The sequence below is a fragment of the Streptomyces sp. NPDC001880 genome (assembly GCF_053594575.1).
Genome location: NZ_JBSFET010000077.1, coordinates 22,969 through 29,358 on the forward strand (window position 1 = coordinate 22,969; position 6,390 = coordinate 29,358).

At 71.3% G+C, this 6,390-nt stretch carries 5 protein-coding genes and 2 pseudogenes; 4 read left to right on the plus strand and 3 right to left on the minus strand.

What is annotated here, in order from left to right:
- The first annotated feature begins 10 nt into the window (after nucleotides 1-10).
- Complete coding sequence (locus ACWCQ6_RS28485; protein ID WP_451093955.1) at nucleotides 11-1,012, plus strand: TIGR03842 family LLM class F420-dependent oxidoreductase; 1,002 nt, start codon at nucleotides 11-13, stop codon at nucleotides 1,010-1,012.
- A 95-nt stretch (nucleotides 1,013-1,107) separates the two neighbouring features.
- Nucleotides 1,108-2,658: an NCS1 family nucleobase:cation symporter-1 gene (locus tag ACWCQ6_RS28490; RefSeq protein ID WP_451093957.1), complete on the plus strand. Its 1,551-nt coding sequence runs from the start codon at nucleotides 1,108-1,110 to the stop codon at nucleotides 2,656-2,658.
- Here ACWCQ6_RS28490 and ACWCQ6_RS28495 read toward each other — a convergent pair.
- From ACWCQ6_RS28495 to ACWCQ6_RS28505, 3 genes are all read right to left on the minus strand, one after another.
- Nucleotides 2,621-3,403, minus strand: coding sequence for a hypothetical protein (locus ACWCQ6_RS28495; protein ID WP_451093959.1), 783 nt, complete (start codon nucleotides 3,401-3,403; stop codon nucleotides 2,621-2,623). The two genes, ACWCQ6_RS28490 and ACWCQ6_RS28495, sit on opposite strands and share 38 nt — an antisense overlap.
- A gap of 314 nt (nucleotides 3,404-3,717) precedes the next feature.
- Nucleotides 3,718-4,752 carry a nucleotidyl transferase AbiEii/AbiGii toxin family protein gene (locus ACWCQ6_RS28500; protein WP_451093961.1) on the minus strand — a complete coding sequence of 345 codons (1,035 nt, stop codon included), beginning with the start codon at nucleotides 4,750-4,752 and terminating at the stop codon, nucleotides 3,718-3,720.
- Nucleotides 4,749-5,411: a hypothetical protein gene (locus ACWCQ6_RS28505; protein ID WP_451093963.1), complete on the minus strand. Its 663-nt coding sequence runs from the start codon at nucleotides 5,409-5,411 to the stop codon at nucleotides 4,749-4,751. The genes ACWCQ6_RS28500 and ACWCQ6_RS28505 overlap by 4 nt, the downstream gene beginning before the upstream one ends.
- Before the next feature lie 233 nt (nucleotides 5,412-5,644).
- On the opposite strand from ACWCQ6_RS28505, the pseudogene ACWCQ6_RS28510 reads away from it, so the two are divergent.
- Nucleotides 5,645-6,280 (plus strand): annotated as a pseudogene (locus tag ACWCQ6_RS28510) (amidase family protein); the annotation flags it as partial.
- Nucleotides 6,220-6,390: pseudogene (locus ACWCQ6_RS28515) on the plus strand (guanylate kinase); the annotation flags it as partial. The pseudogenes ACWCQ6_RS28510 and ACWCQ6_RS28515, both read left to right, overlap by 61 nt.

A 6,390-nucleotide genomic window follows, 5' to 3' on the forward strand; every position in this document is an offset into this window, starting at 1 on the left:
AGCACCCGTCATGGACTTCGGACTCGTCCTCCAGACCGACCCGCCCGCTTCGGCCGTTGTCGGCCTGATGCGCCGCGCCGAACGCAACGGCTTCCGCTACGGCTGGACCTTCGACTCGACAGTGCTCTGGCAGGAACCGTTCGTCATCTACAGCCAGATCCTGGAACACACCGAACACCTCGTCGTCGGCCCCATGGTCACCAACCCGGGCACTCGCACCTGGGAAGTGACCGCCTCCACCTTCGCCACTCTCAACGACATGTACGGCAACCGCACCGTCTGCGGCATCGGACGGGGCGACTCGGCGATGCGCGTCGCCGGACGCAAACCCAACACCCTGGCCCGGCTCGGCGAGGCCATCGACGTCATCCGTGACCTCGCCGAGGGACGCGAGGCGACCGTCGACGGACAGCCGGTCCAGATCCCCTGGGTGAAGAACGGCAGACTGCCCGTCTGGATGGGCGCGTACGGCCCGAAGGCGCTCGCCCTCGCCGGACAGAAGGCCGACGGCTTCATCCTCCAGCTCGCCGACCCGTTCCTCACCGAGTGGATGATCAAGGCGGTACGGGACGCGGCGACGGAGGCGGGCCGCGACCCGGACTCCGTGACGATCTGCGTCGCCGCCCCCGCCTACGTGGGCGACGACCTCGACCACGCCCGCGAGCAGTGCCGGTGGTTCGGCGGCATGGTCGGCAACCACGTCGCGGACCTCGTCTCCCGGTACGGCGCGCACTCCGGGCTCGTCCCCGAGGCCCTGACCTCCTACATCAAGGACCGGCAGGGCTACGACTACAGCCACCACGGCCGGGCCGGGAACCCCGACACGAACTTCGTGCCGGACGAGATCGTCGACCGGTTCTGTCTGCTGGGCCCCGCCGAGGCTCACATCGAGAAGCTGCGGGCCCTGCGCGACCTGGGCGTCGACCAGTTCGCCGTGTACGACATGCACGACGCGCGGGAGGCGACGATCGACGCCTACGGAGCGCAGATCATCCCCGCCCTGTCCGACTGACCCTGTCCCTCCCCGCAGGGTTGTCCGCACTCCCGTCCCCGCACCGCCGCACCCGCCCCGCACGGCACCGTTCCCGAGCGAAGGGTCCAGCCGCAATGACCTCGACCGTCCCACCGATCCCACCGCAGGACCCGATACCCGACCCCTCGGAGCGTATCGAACTCGCCCCCGGCGCCGTTCCCACCGACAACCGGTTCGTCAACGAGGACCTGTTGCCCGTCCCATTGGAACGGCGCCGTTGGACGACGTACAACTTCGCCGCGCTCTGGGTGGGCATGGCCCACAACATTCCGTCCTGGCTGCTCGCCTCCGGCCTGGTGGCCCTCGGCATGGACTGGAAGCAGGCCGTGTTCACGATCGCGCTGGCCAATCTGATCGTGCTCGGGCCCATGCTGCTCACCGGGCACGCCGGACCCAAGTACGGCATTCCCTTCCCGGTGCTGGCCCGCGCCTCCTTCGGGCTGCGCGGCGCCAATCTGCCCGCGCTGATCCGGGCCGCGGTGGCCTGCGCCTGGTTCGGCATCCAGACCTGGATCGGCGGCGTCGGGATCTTCACCCTGCTGGGGAAGATCTTCGGCGGCTGGGCGAAGGCGTCCGAGATCGGGGGGCAGCCGTGGACGCTCTGGCTCTGCTTCATCCTCTTCTGGGCGCTCGAACTCGCCATCATCCACCGGGGGATGGACGCGCTGCGACGGTTCGAGAACTGGGCGGCGCCATTCGTCATCGTCGGTGCCCTCGTGCTGCTGGTCTGGATCGCCGTCAAGGCGGGCGGCTTCGGTCCGCTGCTCGATCAGCCCTCGAAGCTCGGCTGGGGCAAGGAGTTCTGGCCGGTCTTCTTCCCCTCGCTGATGGGCATGATCGCGTTCTGGGCCACGCTCTCGCTGAACATCCCCGACTTCACCCGCTTCGGGGCCGGCCAACGTGCTCAGATCCGGGGCCAGGCGCTCGGCCTGCCCACCACGATGACGCTCTTCGCCCTGCTCTCGGTCCTGGTCACCTCCGGCTCGCAGGCCGTGTACGGGGAGGCGATCTGGGACCCGGTCCAGCTCGTGGCGAGGACCGACAGTGTCTTCGGGCTGCTCTTCGCCCTGGTGACGGTGCTGGTCGCGACCATCTCCGTGAACATTGCGGCGAACGTGGTGTCACCCGCGTACGACCTGGCGAACCTCGCGCCCCGGTTCATCAGCTTCCGTACGGGCGCCCTGATCACGGGCGTCGTCGGTGTCCTGATCATGCCGTGGAAGCTCACCGAGACCCCCGAGCTGTACATCTTCACCTGGCTCGGGCTGGTCGGCGGACTGCTCGGCACGGTCGCGGGCATCCTGATCGCCGACTACTGGATCGTCCGCCGCACCGTGCTCGACCTGGCCGACCTCTACCGCCCCGGCGGCCGCTACTGGTACACGAACGGCTGGAACGGGCGGGCCGTCGTCGCGTTCGCCGTCGGCGGGGTCCTCGCGATCGGGGGCTCCCACTCCGCCCCCGGCGAGGGCCCGTTCCCGGCCGACGGTCTGATCCCGTTCCTCGAACCGCTCGCGGACTACGGCTGGGCGGTCGGGCTGGCCTCGTCGCTGCTGCTGTACGTGGTGCTCAGCGGCCGGTCCGTCGTCACACCGGCGCGGACGTACGGCCCAGCAGAGCACTGATGTCGTACGTCTGGTCCGGCGGCGGCGTGGTCGTGGGCACCGGCTTGTCGAAGGCCGAGAAGCCCACGACCGCGTCCGCCCCGCCGCCCTGAGCCGTGATCCGCAGGGGGTACGGCTTGCCCGTGGCCGCGACGTACATCATCAGCGTCTGACCGTCGCGCATCCTGGTCAGCGGCACCACCGGAGCCCCGTCGAGGGTGGTCTTCCTGCCCTTGTTCAGCGTCCCCAGGTCGTTGTTCGCGTTGTCGCTGACGAGCTTCTGGAAGGTGTCCAGATCGCAGCCCTTCGTCACGCCGAGCAGCCGCGGGTCGGAGGCCGAACCCTTCATGTAACGCCCGCCGAGGATCGCGGCGAAGGCCGAACCACCGCCCGGAACCTGGTTCTTCCAGAAGTTCGCGTCCGGCTTGACCCAGACCTCGTTGCCACGCTTCACGATCCGGACCGAGCCCTGGCTGTGGCCGAGATCCACCGATCCGTTGCAGTTCCCGTCCCGGTCCAGGGTGAGTTCCAGAGTCATCGACGGCCGGTCGTCGCCGAGGTCGCCGTGCACACTGAGATGCAGGGAACGGGCGCTCAGGAGGGCGTCACGTGAACGGTCCGCGATCTGCTGTGCCGAGAGCTTCTCGATGCCGTTGCCGTCGTCCGCCCCGGCCGAGCCGCCGCCCAGGACGCTGCCGCCGGTGAGTCCCAGCACGACGACCGCCGCCCAGGCGGCCCGGCGGGTGCCGCTGTGTCGACCGGTCACGTCGCCTCCCTCGTAGCACCCGCCGGGCCCGAAACCCGCCGGGTCTGTTCAGGTGCCATCCGATTCTGGCCGCTCACATGCCATCGGTCTTCCGAGCGTACGCCGGGGCCGGACCGGTCGCGCGGCGGAGAAGCACCACCACAGCACAGACACAGTGTGATGTTCTGCCTCTTGGCCCACCGCGCACTGCTCCACCCTCGGCACCGGGAGCGGCGAGATGAGCGTTCAGCCGTAGGGCGCCTGGGCGTCCTGCCGCCGGATCGGCCGACGTGTGTCCCGGCGGCCGGTCCGGTCGTTCGCCATGGCTGCCACGGCTACGGTGTGCTCCGCTCCAGCAGCCGTGCCAGTGCGGAAGCCAGCCTTTCGCGCAACCGGTCCGGACCGCCGTCCACCCACGGGTGCGCGGCGTGGAACGCGGACCAGTCCACCAGCCATTCCAGCACGGTCCGGGGCGTGAAGCCCTCCGCGTGCGGGCCGAGCACGGTGTGCAGCAGACGGGGCGGGAGCCGTGTCCGGTCGTACTCCGCGAGCAGCACCGCGTCGTACAGGTCCTTGGCCCCCGACCGGCCCTCCGCCTCCTGGTCCTCGGCGAGCCACAGCAGCTTCCAGGCGAGCGAGAGCCCCGGATCCGCGGTGCGGACCGGCGTCGGCGGTCCGCCGTCGCCGCGGGGGCAGGCCGTCCATACCGGCGCCCGGGGCAGCCGCTCGTCCTGGGCGAAGTCCATCCGCAGTTCACCCGGCGGCAGCCCGTCGGCCTGCCAGGGCACGACGACCCGCACGCCGGGCGTCTCGTACTCCCGGTACATCCACACGCCGTCCGATGTCACACGGCCCGGATCGATGCGTATCCCCTCGGGCGGACGCGGCCCGGCCATCAGGGCGGCAACGACCTCCTCGGTGGGGTCGGAGGGCGGATCGATGTCGTCGGGGTCCTCGATCTCGACCCAGCGCAGCCCCTCGGGCGCGAGCACGGGCCGGGCACCGGCGGTCTCGTGGCTCTCCTCGTCCGTCCACAGCTCGGGAGCGGCGGCGCCGTGCGCGGCCTCCGGCCAGTGCTGGACCGTCTCGATCCCGTCGACGTACGGGTAGGGGTCGTTGCGGTCGACGAATTCGTTCGTCGACGGGCCGTACACGATCCAGTCCAGATCTCCCGGCTCCCGTGCCGCCGCGCCCACCCACGCCCGGAGCGGGAGGCTGCCGCGCAGGACCAGTTGGTCGCCCCACGGCGACCCGGCGATCACGGACAGCAGATGGTCCTGGACAGCGCGCCGGGCGGCCCGCCAGCGCGGAGCGAGCGCCGGGTCGCCGAACGCGGGCTCCCCGGGAACGGGGCGGTCGTCCGTGCTCACAGCGCCGCCCCTGCCCGCTCGTCGATCCAGCCCGCGTCCACCGCCGGATGGTCGTCGTGCACCACGAACTCCTCCTCGGTCTCCAGCACTTCGAGCCCGGCATCGTCCAGCGCGCGCAGCAGCGCGTCGAGCCGGGCCCGCGCCCCGGACCGGCCGATCGCACGGCAGCGCTGGGTGACGAACCGCTCGTGGCGCCCCCGCCCGTCGGTGCGGCGGGCGTTGCGCGACAGGTGCGCGCTGTGCCCCTCGGCAGCGGCCCGCGCGGCGGCGAGGTCCTGTTCGCCAAGGAGCAGCAGCTTGACGTGGTGCTCGAAGTGGCAGTCGGGGGACAGCGCGGCGGCCTCGTCGGACGTCCTGGGTATGTCCTCGTTCCACGGGGCGGCCTCGATCTTCACGCGTATGACGGGGAAGCCCGACGCTCGCAGTGCGTCCGCCCGGAGCTCCGCGGCGGCCCGCTGCCGGGAGAGCGAGCCGCGGCCCTGCTCGGTCAGCATGGGCTGGTCCGGCACGGCACCTCGGTCCAGGACGATGCGGGTGAGCTTCAGGCCGTGCCGCTCCGCCCAGCGCGCGAGCCGGGCGCCCTCCTCCGCCCCGTCGGCGCGGGGATCGAACCGCACCGTCAGGTGCGTCTCGAATTCGCCCTCGAACTCCGCTTCCACGTACCCCTCCAGCAGTGCGTTCGCCGCCTGTTTCCACCGGGGAACGTAGCAAGCGGCACTGACACTGCCCGGAGCGATGCCCGGCCGCATTCCACCGAACGGTTGAGCGGGCCGCTCACAACTCGTTACCCTCCGGTAAGTTCGTTCGGGCAGACAGATGCTTCAAGCACATGGATGCTTCGGGCACACAGACGCGTTGCGCGCCTGTGCCGATACGAGGGAGGCGGCGGCCCATGTCCTCTACGGAAGCCGTGGAAACCACCGGACCGGCCGGTCCGGCGGGACTGGCCGACAGCGCACGGGAGCTGACCGAGGGCCGCGCCACGTCGGTCGAGCAGGTGTCCGCCGCGCTGGGCCGTATCGAAGCGAGCCAGGGCACCCTCAACGCCTTCAGGCACCTGCGAGCGGAGGCAGCGCTCGCCGAGGCCGCCGACGCCGACCGCCGGCTCGCGGCGGGGGAGCGGCTTCCGCTGCTCGGCGTGCCGGTCGCCGTCAAGGACGACACGGACGTCCTCGGGATGCCGACCCACTTCGGCTGTGACGGCGAACTGCCCGCCGCGACCGCGGACAGCGAGGCCGTACGCCGCCTGCGGGCGGCCGGCGCCGTGATCGTCGGGAAGACCAACTCCTGCGAGCTGGGCCAGTGGCCGTTCACCGAGGGCCCCGCCTTCGGCGCCACCCGCAATCCGTGGCACACCGGCCACACCCCCGGCGGCTCGTCCGGCGGCTCCGCGGCGGCCGTCGCGGCCGGACTCGTGCCCGCCGCGCTCGGCTCGGACGGCGCCGGTTCCGTCCGCATCCCGGCGGCCTGGACCCACCTCGTCGGCATCAAGCCCCAGCGCGGCCGGATCTCCGTCCACCCGCACACCGACGCCTTCCAGGGCCGACCCGCAAGCCGCGCCCCGGTGAGCGCGACGGTGTCCACTACTTCTTCGTGGACAACGAGGAGTTCGACAAGCTGATCGCCAACGGCGAGCTG